Source organism: Paenibacillus agri (genome assembly GCF_013359945.1).
GTDB classification, from domain to species: domain Bacteria; phylum Bacillota; class Bacilli; order Paenibacillales; family Paenibacillaceae; genus Paenibacillus_AQ; species Paenibacillus_AQ agri.
On sequence record NZ_JABWCS010000201.1, the window covers coordinates 18,079 to 38,530 of the forward strand.

Consider the following 20,452-nt stretch of genomic DNA (forward strand, 5'->3'; position numbering starts at 1 on the left):
ATAATACGCTTAGCTTAATTGTTCTTTTGCAACTCAGAGATAAAGGATTAGCGATACAAAAGCAAGCGTTAGTCCGCCAGCGACATAATCCACCTGCGCGAAATTCAGCTCCTTATAGGATGTCCGGCCCCTTCCATCCCCGTAAGCTCTTGCATCGATCGCTAAAGTCAGTTGCTCCGCCCGCTGAATCGTTGTAACGAATAACGGAATCAGTATTGAAGTATAAGCAACGATCTTCTTGTAGCCTTTGGTATACGTAGTGTCATATCCTCTAGCCTTACGAGCCAGCATAATGCGATCAAGCTCTTGAATGATCGTTGGAATAAACCGGATGGCAAGCACGATCATCAGTGCAAAAGCTTCGACTGGAACACCTAAGCGGGACAGCGGTTTAAGCAGTTTTTCAAGACCCTTCGCCAGATCCAGCGGTTTGGTTGTTAACGTGAGCACCGAAGCAAGTAAGATCAGCAATATCATTCTCCAAACAATAAAGCTGCCGTTCTTTATCCCTTCTAGGGTCACTTTTAGAAAGAAGCCAGGCCAGAGTGGCGTTCCATCCGTCAGCAAGACATGATACAAAAAGGTGAAGGAAAGAATGAAGAGAATTGGCTTTAATCCTCTGAAGACCATTACAACCGGCAATTTAGCGGTCAGGATTAACCCTGCCACCAGGACAGTTGTCGCAATATATCCGGCAAATGTTTTAAGCAAAAGAAAACTAATCATGATGGCAAGGATACTCAATAGTTTAGTTCGGGGATCCAGCCGGTGAATGACTGAGCCAGTATCTGCATATTGACCCAGTATGATTTTATCCATCATGTTGAATACCCCTTGCCTGCCAGACTGATCTAACCTGCTGCATAATGTCCTCTTCTCTGCAACTGACTGGTTCGATAATACGGCCGGACAATTCCTCGATCAGCTTGAGGAGCTGTACAGGCTCCGGCAAAGGCAGCCCTGCTTGCTCCATGAACGCTGTATGTTGTAAAAAAAGATCATTCGCACTCATCTGTACCAATAAACGTCCCCTATTAAAGATCATAACCTCATCTGAGTATTCAGCTACATCTTCCATCTGATGAGAGATGAAGATCACCGTTCGATTCTTTGTCCGCTGCCATGCTCTGATTTCCTCAAGAAGCGCAATCCTGCTTAAAGGATCAAGTCCAGCGGTCGGTTCATCCAGAATAAGCAACTCGGGATCTGCAATAAGCACCGAAGCAATGGCAACACGCCGCTTTTGTCCCCCGCTGAGCTGGTATGGAGACGCGTCCAGAAGGTCTGACGAGAGCCCCATTTGATGCATCACAGATTCGATTTCAGCCTTCGTATCCCCAGTGTGACCTTTTTTTATTTTCTGAGCGAAGGCCAGCTCTTTATAAACAGTCGTTTCAAAGATTTGCTGTTCCGGATTCTGAAACACATAGCCAATTTGTGGAACCACCCTCATATTCCCTTTGCTGTCCCGCGGAAGCGGCTGTTGGTTATACGTATATTCACCACTGAATGAAGGAATCAGACCTTTTATAAGCTTGGCAAAAGTGGACTTACCGGCCCCGTTGTGACCTATGACAGAGATCCACTTCCCCTCCTGAAGTGTACAACTCAACGATTGTAGAACCTCTCTGCCGTTCATACTTACACTTACATCCTTTAATGCATAGACCATAAGTTGGTGATCGTCTCCTTCCAATCAGAACCTAAGGGGACATCTAATCCCAGTGTCTGATGCAGCCTCACAGCAAAAGGAGGAACCAACTGGTCAGTCAGGGACACGCTGTTGAATAAGGCTGACGGAGTACCGTCAAAACGGATACTCCCATTACTTAGCAGCAGAACCCGATCCGCTGACAGAATCTCATCCATGTGGTGAGTAATATGAATGATCGTCAAGCCTGATTGATGAAGGGTGCGCATCACCTCAAGGATGTCTTTTCTCTCCTGCGGATCAAGCATGGAAGTAGCCTCATCGAATACCAGGATAGACGGACGCATGGCCAGAATGGCCGCAATCGCCACCCGTTGTTTCTCGCCTCCTGACAGCTGATGCGGCATCGCGTCCAAATAATCTTCCATACGGACAGCTTGCAAAGCCCCTTCTACCCTAGGCATCATTTCTTCTCTTGGGATGCGAAGGTTCTCCAATCCGAACACGACTTCATCGAGAACGGTTGTCGTAATAAACTGATCTTCAGGATTCTGAAAGACCAGTCCAACCTGCTCACGAATCTTTTTCAAATCCACATGCTGAAGGGTATTCAACTGATTAAGTCTTACTTGTCCTTTCCTCGGCAGTAGCAATCCGTTGATCAACTTGGCAAGTGTGGATTTCCCGCTTCCGTTCCCTCCGACGATGGCGACAAATTCTCCTTCTTGAACTTCGAAGCTCACATCTTGAATGATGGGATGCTCTCGGCGGTAATGATAATTAACTTGATCAAAAACAAGCATTTGTGTTGCTCCCTTCGTTACTTCGAAGCCGAGAAAAAGCCCTCCAGCTCGGTAGTAACCAGTCTGGAAGGCTTTGGCTTTCGCCAAAGTGTAATCATATTGATGAGGACTATTGGAGCAATGATACTAAGCTTGTACTTTTTCTTCAATAGGACTAATCGCTCTAAGCTGCATCGTAATGATGGCTGCAATGACGGCTTTAATGATATCACCTGGAACAAAGGCTATCGAACCTATTAAGGCGGCCCAAATGGACGTATTAGTGATCAGAGCCATGACAGGGGCACCAATGAGATACACCACTATTACACCAAAAATCAGATTGATGACTACCAGCTTCCATGTTTTGACCTGCAGCCAGATTTTCTCGGAAGCCCATCCGATCAGGAAGGCCGAAATCGGCCAGCTGAATATGTAACCTGCAGACGGTCCAACCAACGCCACCAGACCACCGTGCCCACCTGTTAACACAGGCAAACCAATAGCCACCAGAATGATGAAGAGTACAAGACTTAGGCCGCCGGTTTTTCTACCCAGAAAACATCCAGCCAACATGACACCGAGTGTCTGGGCAGTGATTGGAACGGGTATGAACCCGAGTGGTATAGGCGGGATCAGACCCAGCACTGCGATTAGAGCGGCGAATAATGCCGCATAGACAAGTTCTTTTGTTTTCAAGAAATAGACCTCCATTGGGAACGTGAAATGTATTTGATTAAGCTAACGAGCTGTTCCATACGCTGAATTATAATAGAGTGAATTTCAATTGTAAACCTAAATTTACTGTAGGTTCACAATCAAACACTTAAATAGATCATTCATGTGCTTAACTTTTGTAGCTGGTTATTGACTAGCTAAGCATGTTAAAATATAGGGATAAGGTTGTTAGGCATATATTAGTGGAGGTTTATTGCCATGACGGTAAAAGAACGTATTCTAGCTTTACTCGACGGCAACAGAGGCGAATATATCTCCGGCGAGGAGATAGCTGGACAGCTATCCGTTACACGCAGTGCTGTTTGGAAGTCGATCAAATCGCTGCAGAACGAAGGTTACTCCATAACGGCTGTAACAAATAAAGGGTACTCTCTATCACCTAATACGGATATTCTATCCGCTGTTGCAATTTCGAATTATTTAAATATGGAGTGTAACAATCTACATATTGAAGTCCTCAAAACAGTACCGTCAACAAATGAATCCGTTAAAAAACTTGCCTTGAACGGAGCGGCTGAGGGCATAGTGATCCTTTCGGAGGAGCAGACAGCCGGACGCGGCAGAAAAAGCCGGCAGTTCTTTTCTCCCTCAGGAACGGGGATCTATATGAGCATCCTTCTACGTCCGAAGATCTCAGCGCAAGATTCTTTTCTTCTCACGACCTCCGCCGCAGTAGCTGTTTCGATGGCCATCGAGAGTGTAGCCCATAAGGACACGCAGATAAAATGGGTTAACGACGTATTCATGGACGGTAAAAAGGTCTGCGGAATCCTTACTGAAGCCGCTCTTTCAGTGGAAAGTGGCTGGCTTGACTATGCTGTGCTTGGCATTGGAATTAATGTATCACTACCCTCTCACGGATTTCCTGAAGAGATTACAGATATTGCTACGTCCGTATTTTCGGATGACAAGAACAGCGGGGATCTTCGTAACCGACTAGCGGCAGAGGTGCTCAATAATTTCATGGTTTTCTATGCAAGTTTGACGGACAGACTATTTCTGCCTGAGTATAAAAAACGTATATTTTTCCTTGGCAAAGCCGTAACTGTACTGAAAGAAAACAAACAATGCCAGGCAACAGCCATTGATATTGATGACAATTGTCGGCTCAAAGTCAGGTATGAGAATGGCGAAGAGGAATATCTTTCAAGCGGAGAAGTTAGTATTAAAGTTAATGGATAGAGAGCCCCAGCCAATTGGCTGGGGTTTTATTTTACATCAAAAACTGCAATATCGTATCATTTACTAAAGCTGGGTTTTCTCTGACCATATGCGGCCTATGACTTCCGTTAGGGACAACTAGATAATGTGATCCTTTGACAAGTGAAGCTAGATGTTTGACTCTCTCCTCACCCACATATTGATCATGCTCGCCAGTAATAAATAGCGATGGACATTCAATGCTCCTAAGTTGGTCTTCTGTAAGTTGAGGATATAATCGCCAATCTTGCGACGATTGCCTCATAAATTCTTCCCAATTCCCTTTATGCGCTTCTTTATGTCTTTCGATCATTTGATTGATCGTATCGTGTAATCCTCTTTCGAGGATCCATTCAGGCTCAAATTCTTCAACACCACTAGGGTCACAAAAGCCACTAGTACCTATTGTAGTGAGGCTAATAACTCTTTCAGGATGATTTACCGCGAGGTAAAGCCCAACATTCCCTCCCAAGCTATATCCAATGAAATGAGCTTTTGGAATATCTAATTGAGTCATGAATTGTAAGATGTCATCTACAATTTGAGGTGTAGACCATTCGAGGCTTTCGCATCTTGTTCTTCCATGCCCCCTGAAATCTGGGAAATAACAGGTATATCTCTTCTGAAAATCTAACATTTGGCCAGCGAAAGCCAGTATGCCGCGTGAGTAGCCACTGTGCAAAAAAATGATATTATCCCCGTTACCCATTTTTTCGTAAAACAATTCCAAGTCAAAAACCTTAACATAAGGCAATGTACTTCTCCTCCTTGTTTAACGCTTTAGAGCTCTCGATGATAACGAACTTCTTCCGATACTTCTTTGAAGCCAGCAGAGTGATATAAAGATAGTGCGGAACTGTTGGCTGTTTCGACTTGAAGTTCTGCGGACGTACAGCCGTGGTCTTTGAGATAAGTTAATGCCTGAGATAGCAAATACCTTGCAATGCCTTGTTTTCGATAAGGGTTCCTCACAAACAGATCTTCAATTGTTCCATCTCCATCTTCATCAATCCAAGCCATGACACTCCCTACCTCATGTCAAACACCACCATTTTTTATTAATACTTAGAGGTCCAATAGTGATATTTTACTGTTTTTTTGATCCAACGCTTGGTAATAAAAAGTTCTAAACATTTTCTATCCAAGCTTACCTAGCTTATAAGATGAATCATGAATTGCTTCTAAAACTCGACGAAGTGCATGATCGGGATAATTTAACACATATCTAGGTGACAAGAACAAATGTAGCAATAACCTCCTGGAATGACAGATCTGACCGACTTCATCTAAAGAAGAAGAAGGCTGTAGCTGATTCTCTAGCAATTGTTTGTACAAAGCGATATATTTTCTTGAATGTTGTTCTATCATTTAGCCAAAGACAACAGGCTGTCCCGCAGTTCAATATACGCATGATCCCAGCCCATTTTTGCAAAGAATCGTAATCCGTCTAAGCCTTTAAAATATCGAGCACCGATCAATCGGTTCGTAAAATCAGGAATCGGCATCCCCATTTTCTCATAATAGATTCCGAAATCAATGGCTAAATCCTTGTTAGGTACAATGTGCTCAATTGTAGCAATATCAATCAGAAAATCCCCATACAAAAAGTTACCGTCAATAATCCCCGTGATCTTGGAGCCATCGGAAAGGATATTCCACTCATGACAATCGCCGTGTACGAAGTAGCGATGCGGAGCGTTATATTTACTGTAATCAAGTAGCCGGGCATAACATTCGTTAAAGACATCACGTTCCAGACAACTTGTATCAAATAACGCATACCAATTCTCCCAAAAGGTTCCCGTTTGATCCTCTGCATAAACTGCTGTAACAACATCCTCCCAGTTCTCATGGCTTCCAGAGCCATCTGGTCTCAGATACCCGAATCCTTGTTTACTTGTCAAAGACACCTGGTTCATCCTTGTAATTTGATGAATCAGATCCGGGAGTAGCTGGGTTCTCTGATCTACGTCATACTCAGCTAGTGGCTTGCCCTTTATCTTCTCTGATATACAAAATTTCAATGTGCCCACTTTCCCTGATCCTAATGTCTGTGGGAATAGCACATGATTAGAAGCAAGTAAATTCGCTACATAATCTTCTGTTACAAAGGCTTCTTGGTCGGCGCTAAAGCGAATAACGTATTCACTTTGCTCAATCGCAAATGAGAAAACGCTGCTAAAATTGCCACCTTCGATTGCCTGTATGCTCTCAGCAGATTTCCCCAAGTGAGCTTTAACCAACTTTTGCACTTCTTCCATCGAGACTTCCGGTTTACTATGACCCATTTTTAACCTCTCCTTTTTTAGATCCATTTGGGAAAACACAAAAAGCCGTAGAATGAACCAACGTTCATCCCACAGCTTTTTAAACGTACGTATGCTAAAGAAGACATACCTGTCCATAGCATTGAGTACGAAAGCGATGATAATGATGAGAATTCATAACAGAGTGTATGAACAAAGACATCGGAAAACGAACCCTTCATAATAATAAAGAGTACTTCAGTCTTGCTCATACGTTATTAGGTTGAAATCACCCTATTACTTCTGTCAGGAACACCGTCATCATCATCACTGTATTTATCCCACCGATCGCATATTTTATTCCATTATAAACCATTTCCTATAGAAATCAAGAGATCCATCCTGCCTCCAGCAGCTCTTTAACATTAAGCGACTTATCATACGGAGAATCAAGCTTGCCTTCGTTGACGAGTCTAATGACCTCGTCTCGGTAGGGGCTGCTTAAATCGATGCCTATAATTGACCAATTATTGTCGACTTCGGGAGTTAGCGTATGGCGCTCTCGTACATAGTCCAAAAGACAATCACGGATGCTGCAAGGCGACTCCCAATGCTTCGTAGCTTTCACTAGCTTAGAAGCTTTCAGTAGACTGCTGTACCGATAATTGTTGACCGCGAGCTGTAGCTCATCCGTATCCGCAAGTGGACGGCCTTGGAACATGACATTAACGATGCGTTCTCCAGCGGGCTTCGACAGGTTGATCCTGTAATCGATACCTGCAAAAAAGTCATAGAGGTAGAAACGTATCGTCTCCAGCGTGTTATACAAAAAATGAGGTTTGATCTGCGAGTACAAGAGCCGTAGCTCCAGCAGCCGCTGTTTCTTCGCTTCATCTTCAACTCGATACACCAAATCCTGGATGCGATCAACCATTTCGTTGAACGTTGTGCCCAGCTGGCTGAATTCGTCCTGTTTTTCAACTGGTGCACGCGTATTGAGATTCCCGGCTCCCACCTCGACAATGGCCTTGCTCAATCGGATCAGGGGCCGAGTTAGAAGACGGGAAAAGACGGTGGGAAGCCCGATTGCCGTTAAAATGCTGATGAGGGCAAAAACGATCATCAACAGCATGATTTTCCAATAGCCCTGCGTCAACGTCGAGGTCGGAACCAACCACGCGTCGATGGCTTCCTTCGGATAGACCGAGAGACTTTGCAGCGAAACGTTCGTTAGGTTCGACGTATAGTAGAGCTCACCTTTGTTGGATTCGATAATGACCGAGTCAATATTCGTATGAAGTACTGTCCCAAACCGTATCAAGCAATTCGTCCACTTCTTGAATTCTGGTCACTGATGGTGTTTGTATAAGATTGCCGTTGACCATAACCATAGTTACATTCGACAAAGCTTTTATGTTGTCCAACGGGTTGTGCTTCATTACGATTAAATCCGCCTGTTTGCCAATATCTATAGTTCCCGTTAGGTGATCGATTCCTAAAATTTCTGCATTTGATTTGGTTACTCGTTCAATGACCTGAGCTGTATTCAGCTTCGTTTGACGTATAAGATGGTCCAACTCACGCCAAATATCATAGTGAGTGACAAAGGACATCGCGGCATCCGTGCCAACTCCAATTTTGATATCATGTTCTATAGCTTGTTGCAGCCCCTTCAGCATAGAGTCATACACTAGCCGGGAATTTTCCTTAATGGTCGCGTTCAACTTCGTCAGGCTCGTGTCCAATTTCGCACTGGGATACCCTGCTTGTAGAGTAGGGATCACGGCGGTGTAACCCTTTAAGGCTTTGGGATTATTTTTGTACAGCTGTATAATCTCTTCATCCATCTCCGCACCGTGCTCAATCGTATCCACCCCGCCCTTTAGCGCGATTCTCACGCCTTCGGTGCTTTCCACATGGGCAGCCACTCGAATGCCGATTTTATGGGCTTCTTCACAAATGGTAGCAACCTCTTCCTCCGTCATTTGCAAGCGGCCGGCTTCGCCTACCGTTTTAGCATCCGTAACCCCGCCTGTCACGCAGATTTTGATGAGGTCTACACCATTTTTAACATTAATTCGTACATTCCTTCTGGCTTCCCACGGAGAATCGCCAACCAAAGCCAAATAAGGTGCACCATGCCCGCCAGTTACACTCAGGAAATAACCGGACACTTGAAGGTTAGGTCCAACAAACTGGTTTGCTTTAATCTCGTCTCTCAACTTAACGTCGGTATAAAAAAACTCACCCACACTGCGCATCGTTGTTACACCAGAATGCAGTGCGGTCAGAGCATTTCGCTTCATTCTCTTCTTGAGTACGTTTCTGCCCAGTTTCGTATCCAAAATATGATGAAATGCAAACTTCAGCAGCCTTTCGTTAACAGATAGCGTAAATGGCTTGCCGTCGGCAAAAAGATGGACGTGTGCGTTGATCAGACCGGGCATGACATATTCCCCTGCTAAATCTATCGTTTCATAATCTTCTGGAATAACCACATCACTTGCCTTCCCGATCTTCTCTATAAGTCCCTTTTCATGGATTAGAATCGTCATATTTCTATCTATGCTTCTTCCTGCATCTCCATAAATAACATTGCAACTCTTAAATGCATAACCTCTCTTCATCCTTTGTTCCTCCTTTTTATAGTTACATCTCTCAATAGTGAATAATTAATTCATTTTTAATTTAAAAAAATAAGGGCTTCTTCGTTTCAAAATGTGCAAATCGGCCCTCAATTACAGAGCTGCGCCCTGCCTCAGCTTTATTCATTTATGCTTTTTATTCCGTGCAACCAGTATAGGCTCAGGGCCTCAAAGATCCGTTTCCTGCTATCAGCACTCATTTCCCGCTTTAATAAATCCAAAACCATGTTGATGACATTTCCCGCGATGATGTTTAGCAAAATCAGGTTTTCTTCGGTTTCGATTTGATATCTTTTATAACTTTTTTTCAAATAGGGCTTTTTAGTTTCGATCATCAGATCGATGAGCTCATTTCTGGCATTACTATATACAGTCCCTTTGTTCCTTTCAAAAATAATGACGATTTGCATACGGTATTGGGTTAATATGTTTACCTGCTCCTGGACGAGGGCCGATTTTTCCTCATTATTGACATCATCAAAAGAAGTCTGATTATCAATCCGAATATTCTCCACTAGCACATGCTTCAAATAATCGACTAATGACGCAGGAACAACTGAATAGAACAACTCTTTTTTATTTTTAAAATAAGTATAAATATTTCCGACTGAAATTTGGATTTCATCGGCAATATCATTCATTTTGGCGTCCGAGAAGCCTTTTCGGAAAAACACCTTTAAAGCAGCAGCTTCGATTTGCTGTTTTACTTCTTCTTTTTTTGACTGCATACTGTCTCCCGTCATTAATAATGAATTTGTTATTCGCTAATAATATAATTCAATTCGTTCGATATTTCAATCATTTGAGATTCATTCAGGAGTTCTGTGCTCTCCTGGGCATTGGTTGTTATCATAAAAAAGAAGCCTCACTGTTAACAACGAGGGCTTCTCTCGAAACTGAATCGGCATTTTACCAGGATTCTTAGTGCTCTACGCACTTGTCGTCCAACTTGGCTTTAGTTGACATAATTCAACAGTCCATTTTCTAAAGCGTTGTTCCAGTTATTATGATGTCTTTTCACAACATTCATCTTGGAGAATGCAGAATGTGTAATTACAAGCTCTGTTTTATTGTCCTGTTCAACAAAATCAATGGTAACAAGCGTTTCCTCTGCTTCGTCTCCTTCATTCAGCCACTTCCAAGTAAATGACAGCTTCTCATTCTGAACGATCTCGACATACCGGCCTTCCAAAGTGAAAACCATACCGTCATTCGGAGCTTGCATATGAAAACGGTATTTCCCACCTACAGCAACGTCCATTTGTTCAATGGTTGTCGTAAAACCTACCAGCCCCCACCACTTCTCTAACTGTTCTTTTTTCGTCCAAGCCATAAATACTCTTTCCTTGCTCGCATTGTAAACGTGTTGAAGCGTAAGCACGTATTTTCCATTCAGCATTGTTATCATTAAGAGTGCCTCCGTCAGTCTTCTTTTGATTGATTGTCCAAAAAAAGCTCCAGGTTAGATAGTTGGGGAGTCCAGAAGTTTCTGAGTTCCATTAACCATTCGTGCGCTTTATCCACAGTCTTTGGATTTAAATAATAATATCTATAAGTCCCTTCCTTCCGAATCGAAACTAAACCAGCCTTTTCTAACACCCGTAGATGTTTAGAGATTGCTGGCAACGACATTTCAAAAGGTTTCGCCAAATTCATCACGGTCATCTCTCCGACACCCAGACGTCTTAAAATTTCTCTTCTCGTCGGATCAGAGAGCACGTGGAAAACATTATTCAAAAGTTCATCGTCGTATTTAACCATGTGTTTAAGCTTATTCGGATTTCTAGCTATTGTCAAGAAGTTACATCTGCAAACAAAAAAGAACCGAACGGTTCAGGATTAGTTACCTGAAACCCGCCCGGCTATGCAGAGGGTGATTAGAAGCTAGTCGCGACTTCACGCGCTCGTTGGATCGCTCTTTCTTTAATCGCTAGCGCTTGATCGGGAGACTTAGCCATGCCTTCAACAAAGATGGCTTCAAAGCTAGGAACGCCAATGAACTTCATGATGGAGTCCAAATAACGGTGTCCCATTTCAGAATCCGCATATATTGAGCCTGGGGACAATACGCTTCCACTCGCTTGGATGTGAACAGCTTTTTTATCAGTCATCAAGCCAATCGGACCTTTATCAGTATATCGGAACGTTCTGCCGGCAACACAGATCGCATCAATATAGGCTTTCAACACAGGTGGAATAGAAAAGTTCCAGATCGGATTGACAAAAACATATTTATCGGCAGCCACAAATTGATCAACCAATTGCCCAAGACGACCTACCTTCGCTTTTTCAGCATCAGTCAATTCTGCAAAGGCAGTTCCTGCTCCCAGCTTGCCCCAGCCACTAAAAACATCAGCATCCAGTTGCGGAATATCCGATTGAAATAGATCCAGACGAATAACCTCATCATTCGGATTAGCGGAGCGATAAGCCTCAACGAATTCTTCCCCTACAGTCAAGCTATAAGATGCTCCCTGAGCGTTCGGGTTTGCTGTGATATACAATACTGTTGCCATAATTTAAATAACCTGCCTTCAATTAATTTGTGTTTGTTCCTGTGAAAATGAAGCACTTCTCATTGCGTTTATAACCTTATAACTAACACAACCTCCATTCCTTTTTCATTGAGACTGGTCAGACATTATCCAGCAATTTGAGACTATCTGCGGAATGTTTAACCATATAGTTAATTAACCACTTGATTAAATATAAAGCAGCTTTTATCCACTGTCAAGTAGAAACTCTCGTTAATATCCCTTCCTATAGATGCTACTTGTCCATTGTTGTATATCACAGAACGCAAAAAAAGCCGCGATTAACGCAGCCATTAAAAAGATGAAATATGAATTCAATCGATCTGGTCAAATTCACTGTTTAAGTGGAAATAGCGTCATCTGAGTCCGTTTTATGTTTCATGAGCAGATTTATGCGCAAATAACGACTGTAGGATCCGTTAGCTCCTGGGCATGATCTTTAACCTTCTGAACAGATTATGACGTTGAGCATTACATTTGATCTATTTCCGCCAAAATGTTGTGCATTCCGCCTTATCCAAAATATTAAAATGTATCATTCGCTCAAGTAATGAGTAGTCTACCGGATGCTCCCACTTGATACGTACTAACTGCTTGGTGTGATCATAGCCTGCCTGCGCAATGTCAGCAGAAAAGTGAGTAATCCCTGCAATTTCAGGAGCCACAGCCAAATGTTGTTTGGATACGCTAAAGCCTATAATATACGTGTCGTGATCGGTAAACATCGGTTGCTTCCAAGCCACTTTTGGCACTAAATTCGGAAATGTTTGGTTCACCCAATTCAACACTTCTTCCGTTCGTTTCCGATGCTCTGGGTTATCAATACCCGCTAAATATTCTGCAAAAAATTCCATATGTCCCCTCCTCCTAAATGTCGTTAGAGGAGTCCTCAAACCCATTCCCTATCGACGATAATCTGTCCACTAGTGTGATACTTCACACTTATTCTATCACATGGGCCTCCCTCATGCTTTTATAATTGCAGTTGATAGCTAACTAAGCGTACTGTATGGTGTCCGTTAGCAACAAAAGAAGAAGCAGATGCCATTGGCAAACTGCTCCTTCTTTTATTGCATGATCATATCCGATTACATCTAATATTTTTCCGTGATCGACTGCTCTGCATAGATAATCTGCGTTGTTCACTAAATACTCTGGCATCCGCTAGGCCAAGAGCTTGTGGCAGTAAAAATACAGTTTACTCAATCTAATAAAGTGTACGTTTTCTTTTGATAACAATGCTCATCAGTTCGTTGGTTTATTTCGGCAGCCAAAAATGAGTGATCATCCTTGATTACGATCGAATTTGCCGTGACCGCCTCGATTCACAAAAGTGTGATTTACAATCTCGCCCGCTTTTGTAGCCAGATTTGCTTTCTGCTTATCATACTCAGCTTGAGTAATTTTTCCATCCGCCAGTTTTTTGTCCAAATTCGTTGTCAGCTGCTTGCTCACGAGGTCTACCACTGTTTGCACTGCTACACCCTTCTCGCCAGCAATCACTGCAAGTGATTTCCCTGCTTGTTCTGCTGTCTTCAGATCCTTTTCTGTTACTCCAAGAAGTGTGGCAATCGCTGCATTATCCAGCTTCACGCGTTTCCCGTGTTCTCCCTTACCCGTAAATGTCCGATTAACTATCTCGCCCGCTTTTGTAGCCAGATTCGCTTTCTGCTTATCATATTCAGCTTGTGTAATTTTACCGTCCGCCAGTTGCTTGTCCAGATTCGTTGTCAGTTGCTTGGTCACGAGGTCTACCACTGTTTGCACTGCTACGCCCTTCTCGCCAGCAATCACTGCAAGTGATTTCCCTGCTTGTTCTGCCGTCTTCAGATCCTTTTCTGTTACTCCGAGAAGTGTGGCAATCGCTGCATTATCCAATCTAGCATGTGCACCACGTTCGCCGCCCCATTCGAAGCCTTTACCTTTCAACGTTCCGTTAACCGGACCTTTCGTTGCTGATGTTGGATTCGGCGTAGTTTGCACGGTACTGGCTGCCAGAACATTTCCGGCTAGAAGTGTGCCTCCACCTAACGTTACCGATAGTGCCAATACACTTGCTGCGATCAGTCTCTTCTTCATGTTCAGATCCTCCTACGATTGTTTTTTTGTGGGGTTACATCCGTATCATAAAGCTCTAATATGAAGACACCCTTAATGCCAACTGAAAGTTCGCTGAAGGTTTGAACCTATTCATTTTTCACCATTGAGTTTTGCTTGGGTCCAGTAAGTGATCAACAGCAAGGAACATAACAACACAACGTCGAATAGAAAAATATGTTGGTAACTCCATTCGTTAGTTAGAACAACGGGTTTCAAAAGGGGAATGTAAAATGAGAAAACTCATATTGACAATGATTATTTTAATCTCTCTAGTAGGTTGTGATTATACAAAGAGTGAGCCGGCAACGACCGAGAAAAATTCCCCAACATCAGAAGCTCACTTTGACGAGCGGCTATCTAATACTAACGGCAGCATTGAAAGCATCAATGATGGGAACGATAAAAGGTTCTCTTATCTAAGACAGTTGTCATTGGCGAAACAGGAATCATTCGTGAAATTTATAGCCGAAGAGAAGAATTTTCATTATCTTTACGATTTTACCCCAGAGGACATGGTACTCGTTTATCTATACTCCCTCTCCGTTGGTGATCCTGATTTGATCTATGCGATCACTTATAATGCGGGTCTATTACCTGATCAGGAGACGTTTCGCAATGAATATTTTAAATATGCATCGAATTATGATTCAGAAATAGCAGTTCATTACCGGTATTATGAATCCCTGAAAATTGATGAAAATACCGCAGAGGAGAATAAAGTCACCGTAATTATTACAGCGGGGGTAGGAATAATGACAAATTCCCTGGCATTAGGTCTACAAAAAGAAGATAAGATATGGAAAATGGATATCTATCACTTGATTAATCAATATAAAGAGAAAACAAGTGAGGTTAGTGAGTAGAGCATAAAAACTTTATATGAAACTTTTCCCAGTGAATATCGTCTATCTCTGTATATATTAAGAAGAGGTGAAGCGCTAATGAAATCCCTGTCGAAAATTGTGCTATTTACCGGCCTCGGTGCGATGATTGCTGTAGGCTCCGCTTATGCAGGATCAAAATTGAATCTGATTATCAATGGCCAAGAATTTGATACGAGCAAATTAGATCTGCAAGTCAAAGATGGTAAAGTACTAGTTCCAATCGATCTGCTTGCCGAAAAATTTAAAGGAAAAGCAGTCTATGATGCCGATAAGAATGAAGTTCAAGTGATGCTACCGGACTCCGCTCAACAAGCGGTTCAGATCGGGCGTTTGGAAGCTGGGCTGGTTCCCACTACGGCACAAGAAGCTTTAAATACATGGGTCAAAGGCATTCAGACTCGCAATGGCGCATTGCAATATGCTGTTTTCTCCCCTGAGCTGCGCACCAAAACGAAGCAAGAATTCGAGTATTATTACTGGACAACAGGCGGATCGAGCCCACATATGACCGAGATTGATAAGCTTAAAACAAAATCTCTGAATAAGACAACGACTCAGTTCTCATTCGACTATGGTCTCCGTTCTTCCAATTGGAAAGGCACTGGATCTGCGATTGTCACTGTACAGAAAATGACATCCCAGGGCTATGAAGGTTGGTATATTACGAATATTAAAATGAAGGACCCCGGTGATACCGGTACTACGATTGGTGTCGAACCGTTTAAAAAATGACCCCTGGCCTCCCTGCTATCGGCGGCAACTTGCTCTGGTAAAAGGCACGTTACTTATAAATAGGTGTACACGGTAAAAAGGCCGATGTTTCTGTTGTCAGAAATATCGACCCTTTTTACGTTATATGGATTTAAATGTTAGACTAGATTCAATCTGCAGGATTGATAATGGCCAGAACCTGATGATCTTCCCACACTCCGTTGATCTTCACATTGCTTCGGGAGATGCCTTCTTTATGAAACCCGGCATTCTCAAGTACACGTATAGACCCAGGATTCCGGGGAGAGGCTTCCCCTGTGATCCGGTGGAACTTCAGCTCCTCGAATGCATAGCGTACGACCTGCTTCACAGCCTCGGTCATATAGCCTTTGCCGTTATAATCCCGGTCCAGGTTGTATCCGATCATGCAGCTTTGAAGCGAGCTACGCAACACAAAGGACAACCCTGCGCTACCAATAATGCGATTGTCCTCCCTGTGGCATACCAAGAAGTCATATCGCTGGTCCTCTTCTCTATCGGTCTTAGTCTTAATAATCTTCTCAAGCTGATATTCCTCTGTGTAGAACTCCTCTGGGATGCTTGGCGAAAACTCCTCAAAAAACTCCCGATTACGCTTGTACAATGCTGCCAATTCTGCGGCATCCGCTTCTTCCGGGAAACGGACGTATACTTGCGGCTCTACCATCTGCATCATCCCCATGTTTAATTGATATTATCTTGTTGGGATTTCTTTAGGTTACCCTTCAACGATATCTGCACGCAGATCCGTTGCGATCTCAAGCATTTTCGGAACAATTGCTTCGTGCGAAATAGCTACGTATAGATCGCCCATGTAAAGACGGAAGGGAATTTCCACGTCCAGCAGCTTCCATTTGAAAAAATCTCCATCTATAGACATGGTACTTTCAGGTCCTTTAACAATAAGAACCTGTGAGTAAGTAAAGTCGGGTTGGGAAGAGAAGTAGTCCTTGCACTCTTCCAAGGAAATGGTTTGCTCCACATTATTTTCTTGCATCGATCTTGTTATCCGAAAACGCTGATTCATTGTTATGCCTCCAATATTGTTTTGTAATTCTGCATCGGTTAGAAAGTTGCTAATACTCTTCCAAGTAGGCAGCTCTGTCTCCGTAAACTTTGTCCAAGTAACTCTCTCCCCATAAGCATAACTTTTCCCACACCGATTTCAAGCTCGCGAAGCTGCTATGTCAGCATTTTATGGGTGATATTAGGAATTAGTCTTCTCAGCTCATTGATGCGCTTGTTCTCAAGTAGCTGCTTTACTTTAAAGAGTGTACTTCACCGGATGGTTCATAGCATCCATAATAGCATCTGTAACCGGCCATTGACTACTACTTCGTCTGGAAGTACGAACTGATCCTAAACTAGCAAAAACACCAAACAGGCGGCTTTTCCTTCGTCAACGGAAGGGAGAGCCGCCTTATATTTTAACAAGCTACACCATGCATTTAGCAGGTTATTGAAGACCTGGTATCACATTCTCTTACAGGTCACTGAGTTGTGGCTTCGTACAAACGCTGTAGGATGGTAACCGCTTCAGCCCGTGTGACTAGCGATTTTGGGAAAAGGTATCCTTGATTAGCCGTAAGAACGCCCATTTGGGTCAGAGTGTAGAAAGCCTCAGCCTTTAGATCCTGAAAATCACCGTCATAGTAGAATTCTTCTCCGGTCTTGTCGATGTACAGTACCGGATAGTAGGCTGAGAAATTGTCATTGTAATTTGCCTGACGAACTTTAATATCTTTGAACTGCGAAGCTGCGGTGATCACTTCCTCAATCTCCGGATGGAGCGTCTGCTCGGTATAATCCGTCCGGATCGAAGAAATCATCATTACATCCCAGCGGGTCAACGGTTTGTCCGGCTTGACATAGAATTGATAGTCAGGATATTTGCCCGCTAGACTTTCAGTGTAAGGCCATATATAGTCCCCGTTGAATATTGCTGCAAAATCTTTATTGGCCCAGTGTTTACGCGCATCCACAAAATCTGAAGATTTGCCGGAGGAATAATTGATTTCTGGAAAAAGCTTGTGAAACATATGTACAAACTCTGCTTTCGTTATGGTTTTGCCTGGCTTGAAGGTTCCATCTGCATAACCGTTGACAACGCCCTTGTCGACCATCGAACGAATCGATTCGGCAGCCCATTCATATTTTGTCCCGTCCACATCGGGAAACGTATTTGCTGCGAATGCGGATGGACTGAACATCAGTGTAGCCGCAACCAGCGGGGTGATAAGCCACTTCTTTTTAAACACTTCATTGCCACTTCCTTTGAATAAAATCGAAATACAAAATAGTCCTTAAGACTCAAATCTATATCGGCATTCCTGTAGGAAAAGATTATACAAAAAAGAAAAATATTGTTTAACAGTGTTTTTGAAATCGGCAATCAACCTTTAGAACTAATAAAGAATTAAACGGTATAACACTCGTTTTGGCTGCTGCAAGTTGCTGTTGCCACCTTTGCTCTGACTATTATTTTGTAGTTCTATGAAATAACATTTTCTCATTCCGGGAGCCCACTGTCAAAATCAAGCTTGCAATCAGGAAAATAATTGCTATACTGAATTCAAACCTAAATTTAAATGGCATTTAAAATGTTATTTAAATCATCATTTAAATTAGTGCGAATCGTTTAATTTAAAGAAGCATACTTTGGAGGTTACACGATGGAAACAGACAAAAAACTGGAAACAAAAGAGAAGATTATGCGCGCCACACTGGAGCTAACCAGACAAGAAGGCTTTGAAAGTATCACCATCAAAAAAATTGCAGAAGCCTCTAACACTAATGTCGCCTTAGTGAACTATTACTTTGGGTCCAAAGAAAACTTGATTAACGAGTCGGTGAAGTTGATATTGAATAGCTTTCAGCATACCTTTGCTATCCTTGATGATTCCTCCCTCCCAGCACGGGCTAGATTGAGGCACTTCTTACTTGATTATTTGCAAGTCATCCGTCAATATCCCGAGTTGCTCTCTAGAATCATCTTAATGGGCAAGACCGTTTTCTCATCCCAGCATGAATATGGATCATTTCTAAACTTACTGGGATTCCCCAAGGTCCAAAGTACGCTGCGAGAGTTAGCTGATGAACAGCAGCCAGAGCACCTGATGACAATGACGATGCAGATCTTCGGAGCCCTTTTTCTTCCGGCACTTATGAGTCCTATTCTGGAAACAGGCGCTTCCGTGAAGATTGCACCGATAGAGGAACAAATTGATTTGCTCTTTGACAGATACTTTCACTAAAAACCTTGGATTGGGGTGATTCAAATGAATTTCTTGAAAAAGTATTGGCAGGATTTAGGGCTTATCATTGGAATTGTTGTATGCATTTATGTTGCAATGAATTGGGGCACGATTCCGCGGATTAACAGTATTTTGTGGTTGAGTTTCGTGGCGATCCTACTGCATCAGTTTGAGGAATATCGTTGGCCAGGTTACTTTCCAGGCGTATTTAACACGGTTTTGTTTAAAAGTGAAGCCCCTGAGCGATATCCGTTAAATCAACAGTCCGCAATGATAATTAATGTGGTTATTGCGTATGTGTTTTACTTGCTCCCTCTATTGTTCCCATCTGTCGTATGGCTGGGTATGGCACCTGTTTTGATGGGTTTTTTCCAGATCATATTCCATGGAATCGTCGCAAATATAAAAGCAAAAAGGATATACCATCCAGGCGTATTCACCGCGATCTTTGTACATCTGCCAATTGGAATCTGGTATATCAACTACGTGTATGAGCATCATTTAATAACCGTAACTGACTGGATTTGGAGCGCGATTTATTTTGCCGTAGCTGTCTATATTTTAATAGTGAAAGGAAATACGTGGCTAGAAAACAAAAACTCCATCCATATTTTTTCACAACAACAATTAGGGGCTTATCACAAAAAATAAATTCTACCCGTTCAAAAAAACAAAGGTCCGCGAAATCGCGGACTTTTGTTCATTGGATGATCAATGTATCTGTACTAATACCCTTACTTGGCTAATAGCTTCCTCATGTCTTCGACAGCTTCCTGAAAATGAGGATACAGCCGGAATTCAATCTCCATGTTTACGATACCTTGATACTGATCTATCCACTGGAAAACTTCCTCATAAGGGATATCGCCCCAGCCCACAGGCAAATGCAAATCACCGTAACCATAAGGCAGATTGCTCATGAATGCCTTGGCATCGTACAGTTCCCCGAAGTTATCATGTACATGCAGGTGCTTCACATAAGGCAGCGCGGCTTCAATGGCTTTTTTGAAATCATAATCGTAAGCAATGGAAGTCAGATAACAATGTCCAACATCTAGCGTAATCCCTACATTGTCCAGTCCGACGTAGCGAACATGCTCCACCAACGTCTGCGGATTCATGCCGTAGGTGTAATCATTCTTAATATCGTACCAGATGTTGTTCTCTACTCCAATCGTAATGCCAGCGTCCTTGGCGATGCTCCCCAATCTACGCAGCTTCATAGCATCCTCTTCAAGCAAGATCTGAAATAGCTCTTCCCTTGGCAATCGGCCATACGTCGGAAAATAATGCTGCATAAGGTTATGGTCCGTCAACTCAGCAAAGGAGCTATGATACACGATGGTGTCCGCGCCAATCGCTGCTGACAACTCAATCCCTGCTTCGAAGACCCTTTCGTAATCATCGCCTTTACTGCACGACAGTAAATTCAATTCATAGGGTAAATGCATCGTATATCCGAGCTCGTATTTATCCAGCACCTGGCGCACTCTCTCCAGCCGTCTCTGGTGAACACGGCCCCCGATCACTACGTCAAGTCCATGCAAGATGAGCTCGGCGTAATCGCACCCGGCGTTTGCAATATACCCCAGGTGGCGTTCCAGCACTTCTAAATCTCCATTCACAAGCTCTGCGTTCAGACTGATTCCAATCCCTTTTTTATTCATA

23 protein-coding genes and 2 pseudogenes are annotated in these 20,452 nt (G+C 42.9%); 5 read left to right on the forward strand and 20 right to left on the reverse strand.

The features are described from left to right. Positions 1-33: 33 nt before the first annotated feature. From HPT30_RS08675 to HPT30_RS08690, 4 genes are all read right to left on the reverse strand, one after another. The gene (locus HPT30_RS08675; protein WP_175371008.1) at positions 34-822 is read right to left on the reverse strand and encodes an energy-coupling factor transporter transmembrane component T family protein; all 789 of its coding nucleotides are present in this window, start codon (positions 820-822) and stop codon (positions 34-36) included. After that, on the reverse strand, positions 812-1,672 hold the full coding sequence (locus tag HPT30_RS08680; RefSeq protein WP_175371009.1) for an ATP-binding cassette domain-containing protein: 861 nt from the start codon (positions 1,670-1,672) through the stop codon (positions 812-814). Before HPT30_RS08680 ends, HPT30_RS08675 begins: the two co-directional genes overlap by 11 nt. Then, positions 1,657-2,454 carry an energy-coupling factor transporter ATPase gene (locus HPT30_RS08685; protein ID WP_175371010.1) on the reverse strand — a complete coding sequence of 266 codons (798 nt, stop codon included), beginning with the start codon at positions 2,452-2,454 and terminating at the stop codon, positions 1,657-1,659. Before HPT30_RS08685 ends, HPT30_RS08680 begins: the two co-directional genes overlap by 16 nt. Positions 2,455-2,580: 126 nt before the next feature. Next, on the reverse strand, positions 2,581-3,132 hold the full coding sequence (locus tag HPT30_RS08690) for a biotin transporter BioY (protein ID WP_175371011.1): 552 nt from the start codon (positions 3,130-3,132) through the stop codon (positions 2,581-2,583). Positions 3,133-3,369: 237 nt separating this feature from the next. Here HPT30_RS08690 and HPT30_RS08695 point away from each other — a divergent pair, with 237 nt between their 5' ends. Beyond that, positions 3,370-4,353 carry a biotin--[acetyl-CoA-carboxylase] ligase gene (locus HPT30_RS08695; protein WP_175371012.1) on the forward strand — a complete coding sequence of 328 codons (984 nt, stop codon included), beginning with the start codon at positions 3,370-3,372 and terminating at the stop codon, positions 4,351-4,353. 31 nt (positions 4,354-4,384) lie between these two features. On the opposite strand, the gene HPT30_RS08700 is transcribed toward HPT30_RS08695, so the two are convergent. The 11 genes and pseudogenes from HPT30_RS08700 to HPT30_RS08750 all read right to left on the reverse strand — a co-directional run bounded on the left by HPT30_RS08700 (position 4,385) and on the right by HPT30_RS08750 (position 13,875). Continuing rightward, a complete protein-coding gene (locus HPT30_RS08700; protein ID WP_175371013.1) occupies positions 4,385-5,125 on the reverse strand; it encodes an alpha/beta fold hydrolase in 741 nt (246 codons plus the stop codon). A 26-nt stretch (positions 5,126-5,151) separates the two neighbouring features. Next, positions 5,152-5,394 (reverse strand): annotated as a pseudogene (locus HPT30_RS08705) (GNAT family N-acetyltransferase); the annotation flags it as partial. 341 nt (positions 5,395-5,735) lie between these two features. After that, entirely contained in the window at positions 5,736-6,632 is an 897-nt protein-coding gene (locus tag HPT30_RS08710) for an aminoglycoside phosphotransferase family protein (protein WP_175371015.1), read from the reverse strand. 373 nt (positions 6,633-7,005) lie between these two features. Next, positions 7,006-7,938, reverse strand: coding sequence for a sensor histidine kinase (locus tag HPT30_RS08715; RefSeq protein WP_175371016.1), 933 nt, complete (start codon positions 7,936-7,938; stop codon positions 7,006-7,008). Further along, the gene (locus HPT30_RS08720; protein ID WP_175371017.1) at positions 7,901-9,244 is read right to left on the reverse strand and encodes a metal-dependent hydrolase family protein; all 1,344 of its coding nucleotides are present in this window, start codon (positions 9,242-9,244) and stop codon (positions 7,901-7,903) included. The genes HPT30_RS08715 and HPT30_RS08720 overlap by 38 nt, the downstream gene beginning before the upstream one ends. Before the next feature lie 137 nt (positions 9,245-9,381). Further along, positions 9,382-9,990 carry a TetR/AcrR family transcriptional regulator gene (locus HPT30_RS08725; protein WP_175371018.1) on the reverse strand — a complete coding sequence of 203 codons (609 nt, stop codon included), beginning with the start codon at positions 9,988-9,990 and terminating at the stop codon, positions 9,382-9,384. Between the two features lie 227 nt (positions 9,991-10,217). Continuing rightward, positions 10,218-10,670 carry an SRPBCC family protein gene (locus HPT30_RS08730; RefSeq protein WP_175371019.1) on the reverse strand — a complete coding sequence of 151 codons (453 nt, stop codon included), beginning with the start codon at positions 10,668-10,670 and terminating at the stop codon, positions 10,218-10,220. Positions 10,671-10,684: 14 nt separating this feature from the next. Then, complete coding sequence (locus HPT30_RS08735) at positions 10,685-11,059, reverse strand: ArsR/SmtB family transcription factor (RefSeq protein WP_246316997.1); 375 nt, start codon at positions 11,057-11,059, stop codon at positions 10,685-10,687. 80 nt (positions 11,060-11,139) lie between these two features. Then, positions 11,140-11,778 (reverse strand): FMN-dependent NADH-azoreductase, encoded by a 639-nt coding sequence (locus HPT30_RS08740; RefSeq protein ID WP_175371020.1) that lies wholly within the window; start codon positions 11,776-11,778, stop codon positions 11,140-11,142. Between the two features lie 500 nt (positions 11,779-12,278). After that, complete coding sequence (locus tag HPT30_RS08745) at positions 12,279-12,650, reverse strand: iron chaperone (protein WP_175371021.1); 372 nt, start codon at positions 12,648-12,650, stop codon at positions 12,279-12,281. A 430-nt stretch (positions 12,651-13,080) separates the two neighbouring features. Continuing rightward, positions 13,081-13,875 carry an SHOCT domain-containing protein gene (locus HPT30_RS08750; RefSeq protein WP_175371022.1) on the reverse strand — a complete coding sequence of 265 codons (795 nt, stop codon included), beginning with the start codon at positions 13,873-13,875 and terminating at the stop codon, positions 13,081-13,083. A gap of 251 nt (positions 13,876-14,126) precedes the next feature. Between HPT30_RS08750 and HPT30_RS08755 the strand changes: the two genes are divergently transcribed. Beyond that, positions 14,127-14,759 (forward strand): hypothetical protein, encoded by a 633-nt coding sequence (locus tag HPT30_RS08755; RefSeq protein ID WP_175371023.1) that lies wholly within the window; start codon positions 14,127-14,129, stop codon positions 14,757-14,759. Positions 14,760-14,837: 78 nt separating this feature from the next. Next, the gene (locus HPT30_RS08760; protein WP_175371024.1) at positions 14,838-15,512 is read left to right on the forward strand and encodes a stalk domain-containing protein; all 675 of its coding nucleotides are present in this window, start codon (positions 14,838-14,840) and stop codon (positions 15,510-15,512) included. Positions 15,513-15,660: 148 nt separating this feature from the next. Here the strand turns inward: HPT30_RS08760 and HPT30_RS08765 are convergent, their stop codons facing one another. From HPT30_RS08765 to HPT30_RS08780, 4 genes and pseudogenes are all read right to left on the reverse strand, one after another. Then, the gene (locus HPT30_RS08765; protein ID WP_175371025.1) at positions 15,661-16,197 is read right to left on the reverse strand and encodes a GNAT family N-acetyltransferase; all 537 of its coding nucleotides are present in this window, start codon (positions 16,195-16,197) and stop codon (positions 15,661-15,663) included. Positions 16,198-16,248: 51 nt separating this feature from the next. Then, on the reverse strand, positions 16,249-16,557 hold the full coding sequence (locus HPT30_RS08770) for a hypothetical protein (RefSeq protein WP_175371026.1): 309 nt from the start codon (positions 16,555-16,557) through the stop codon (positions 16,249-16,251). Positions 16,558-16,606: 49 nt separating this feature from the next. After that, positions 16,607-16,772, reverse strand: a pseudogene (locus HPT30_RS29570) (winged helix-turn-helix transcriptional regulator); the annotation flags it as partial. A gap of 248 nt (positions 16,773-17,020) precedes the next feature. Further along, complete coding sequence (locus HPT30_RS08780) at positions 17,021-17,788, reverse strand: S-layer homology domain-containing protein (RefSeq protein ID WP_175371027.1); 768 nt, start codon at positions 17,786-17,788, stop codon at positions 17,021-17,023. Positions 17,789-18,202: 414 nt separating this feature from the next. On the opposite strand from HPT30_RS08780, the gene HPT30_RS08785 reads away from it, so the two are divergent. Further along, the gene (locus HPT30_RS08785) at positions 18,203-18,784 is read left to right on the forward strand and encodes a TetR/AcrR family transcriptional regulator (RefSeq protein WP_175371028.1); all 582 of its coding nucleotides are present in this window, start codon (positions 18,203-18,205) and stop codon (positions 18,782-18,784) included. A gap of 24 nt (positions 18,785-18,808) precedes the next feature. Beyond that, positions 18,809-19,435 (forward strand): HXXEE domain-containing protein, encoded by a 627-nt coding sequence (locus HPT30_RS08790; RefSeq protein WP_175371029.1) that lies wholly within the window; start codon positions 18,809-18,811, stop codon positions 19,433-19,435. Positions 19,436-19,518: 83 nt separating this feature from the next. Here the strand turns inward: HPT30_RS08790 and HPT30_RS08795 are convergent, their stop codons facing one another. Further along, a complete protein-coding gene (locus tag HPT30_RS08795; protein ID WP_175371030.1) occupies positions 19,519-20,451 on the reverse strand; it encodes a sugar phosphate isomerase/epimerase family protein in 933 nt (310 codons plus the stop codon). Position 20,452 lies beyond the last annotated feature (1 nt).